This is a genomic window from uncultured Flavonifractor sp. (assembly GCF_944387675.1).
Taxonomy (GTDB): domain Bacteria; phylum Bacillota; class Clostridia; order Oscillospirales; family Oscillospiraceae; genus Flavonifractor.
In genome coordinates this window covers 1-2,643 of sequence record NZ_CALXFV010000165.1, presented here as the reverse complement: position 1 = coordinate 2,643, position 2,643 = coordinate 1, and the positions used below count along the sequence as shown (strand labels likewise).

The 2,643-nt window shown below is 58.7% G+C and carries 2 protein-coding genes and 2 tRNA genes; 1 reads left to right on the top strand and 3 read right to left on the bottom strand.

All coding sequences use genetic code 11. From position 1 onward, the window contains the following. Positions 1-112: 112 nt before the first annotated feature. Positions 113-203 (bottom strand) — tRNA-Ser (locus Q0J74_RS11030). Positions 204-240: 37 nt separating this feature from the next. Further along, positions 241-328 (bottom strand) — tRNA-Ser (locus tag Q0J74_RS11025). 196 nt (positions 329-524) lie between these two features. On the opposite strand from Q0J74_RS11025, the gene Q0J74_RS11020 reads away from it, so the two are divergent. After that, the gene (locus tag Q0J74_RS11020) at positions 525-1,829 is read left to right on the top strand and encodes an acetyl-CoA hydrolase/transferase family protein (RefSeq protein WP_297214567.1); all 1,305 of its coding nucleotides are present in this window, start codon (positions 525-527) and stop codon (positions 1,827-1,829) included. A gap of 207 nt (positions 1,830-2,036) precedes the next feature. Here Q0J74_RS11020 and Q0J74_RS11015 read toward each other — a convergent pair. Next, positions 2,037-2,643, bottom strand: a 607-nt coding sequence (locus Q0J74_RS11015; protein WP_297214565.1) for a hypothetical protein, incomplete at its 5' end; no start/stop codon positions are given.

Here is a 2,643-nt window from a genome sequence, read left to right as displayed (position 1 = left end):
CTATGTATCCCGCATTGAGAAAAAGGCGTTAAAAAAGCTGGAAATGGCTATGGAAGGCAATCTATAAGGGCAAAAAAACCAGGAGCAAGCGCAAAAAGCGCTTGCTCCTGGTTGGCGCAGAAGGAGGGATTTGAACCCTCGCACGGTTTAACCCGCCTACTCCCTTAGCAGGGGAGCCCCTTCGGCCACTTGGGTACTTCTGCATACAGAATACGCCGCCGAATCAAAGCAGTATAAAAATGGCGGAGAGAGTGGGATTCGAACCCACGGATGCTTGCACATCGCCGGTTTTCAAGACCGGTTCCTTCAACCACTCGGACATCTCTCCACGTCCGGGCTCCGGCCAAATGCAAAAGAAATTATACAATACAATTGGTGGCTTGTCAATGAAAAGTAAGAAATTATTTTGCGTTTCCGCGCCTGGAAATCCTGGGGCGGGTGTGCTATAGTAAAAAAGTCTATAGCCCAGAGCAAGACGCCGGGAGATGGTCCCGGTATCCAAAGGCGGAATTATGGTGGAGCATATGAGAGATTACAAAGCACTGTATCAGAAAAAACGGACCACGCCGGAAGCGGTGGCCGCCCATGTGCGGTCGGGACAGCGGGTATTTGCGGACATTGCCCTGGCTCAGCCCAGGGCGATCATAAGCGCCCTGGATGAGCGGGTCCGGAGCGGGGCAATATCCGATGTGTGCCTGAGCACCCTGATGGACCTCTATCCCATGGCGTGCTATCAGCAGGATGCCCCTCCAGGTCTGGAGGGTATTTCCCTGTTTTGCGGCGCGGGGGCGCGGCAGGGTGTCAATGCGGGCCATGGGGACATCCTGCCCGGTTACTACCGGGATTTTCCCGACATCATCCGCCGGCACCGGGAAGCGCATGTATTCTGTGCTGCGGTGTCGCCAATGGATGAAAAGGGTTTTTTCAGCCTGGGAACGGTATCCTCTGTCTCTGAGGCACTGCTTGAAAAGGCGGACGTGGTCCTGCTGGAGGTAAATGAGCGGGTTCCGTACACCTATGGGGTCCCCTCCGTCCATATTTCCCAGGTTACTGCGCTGTGTGAGAATAACATGCCTCTGCTCTGTCTGCCGGCGGAAGAGCCGGATGAGATCAGCCGCACCATTGGCGGCCTGATTGCCCAAGAGGTGTGTGACGGAGCCACCCTCCAGCTGGGAATCGGCGCAATTCCGGACGCGGTGGGACTGGCGTTGCGGGACAAACGGAACCTGGGGATTCATACCGAGATGTTTACGGCCAGTATGGTGGAGCTGCTGGAGTGCGGGGCGGCGGACAATAGCCGGAAGCCGATACATCGGGGGTGTTCGGTGGCTACCTTTGTGTTCGGGTCCCAGCGGATCTATGACTATGTGGATCACAACCGTGCTTTTCAGCTGCTGCCGGTAAACTACGTGAATGATCCTGCGGTCATCGCCAGGCATCCGCATTTTGTTTCGGTAAACGCGGCGCTGGAGGTGGATTTTTTTGGCCAGGTATGCGCTGAGTCCATTGGGACTTATCAGATTTCCGGTACCGGCGGGCAGGCGGACTATGTGCGTGGGGCGGTGCTCTCCCCCGGTGGGCAGAGCTTTATTGCCTTCCCCTCCACCGCCAAGGGGGGGACGGTAAGCCGGATTGTACCCACCCTGACACCGGGCGCCATAGTGACGACCAGCAAAAATGATGTGGATAACATTGTGACAGAGTATGGGATTGCCCGGCTGCGGGGCCGTACGCTGCGGGAGCGAACGGAGAATCTGATTGCCATTGCCCATCCCAGGTTCCGGGATGAGCTGCGGTATGCGGCCAGACAGCGGAATATTCTGGTTTGAGCGAACCGCCGCCGGATGCGGAGGGGGAAGGCCTGGTGCGTCTTACCCGCCTGCGGATGGGAACGCTGCAAGACTTTTCGCACAGGATGAACGGCCGATGCCCCTTTGCTTGAGGGAGCATCGGCCGTTTCTGTCTTGCCGGGGAAGTTTTTGCGGCGCCTGCCGCAGGCTTTGCGGCCGGCGTATCCGGTTCTGGTAAAGGTGTCCTTATTTCCTGCCTTTGGCGCGGCGTATTTTTTTGATGCCGAGGACGATGAGAAGGCCGGCCGCGGCGCCCCCCACGCAAAGCGCAAGAATCCCGGCCGTCCGGTTCCCGCCTGTTTCCTGTACGGTAAAGGTGACGGAATCCCCCTCCGCCCGGAAGACCAGGTAGGTGCCGTCTCTCTCCGCCTGCTGCTGCTGCCAGCCGGCGGCGGTCTGGACCCACACCGAGTAGCTGCTGCTGTGATCCGGCAGCTTGTACTGAACATCAAAGGAGGTGGCGGGCAGGACGGGGTCGGTGACCGCGACGGTGTAAATCTGTCCGGTGTGGGTCTTACCCAATCCATCCGTCCAGGTTCCGTCCGCGTAAGAGGCGGAAATGGAACTCCCGGCGCCAAACGTCCCCTGCACCACAATCTGAGGAGGATCTCCCAGGGCGGTGAGGGCGGTGGTGTAGGAAGTGTACTCCGCCTCCAGGGTCCGGGAAAAGGTGAGACAGCTGTAGTCCAGATCCGGCCAACTGGCGGAGCAGCCCTCCTTGGCCGGGATCTCCGGCAGCTGGGTCAGGGCGTCCCCGTAAGAAAAGTCAAAGGTCTCCACCACCTGACCCTCC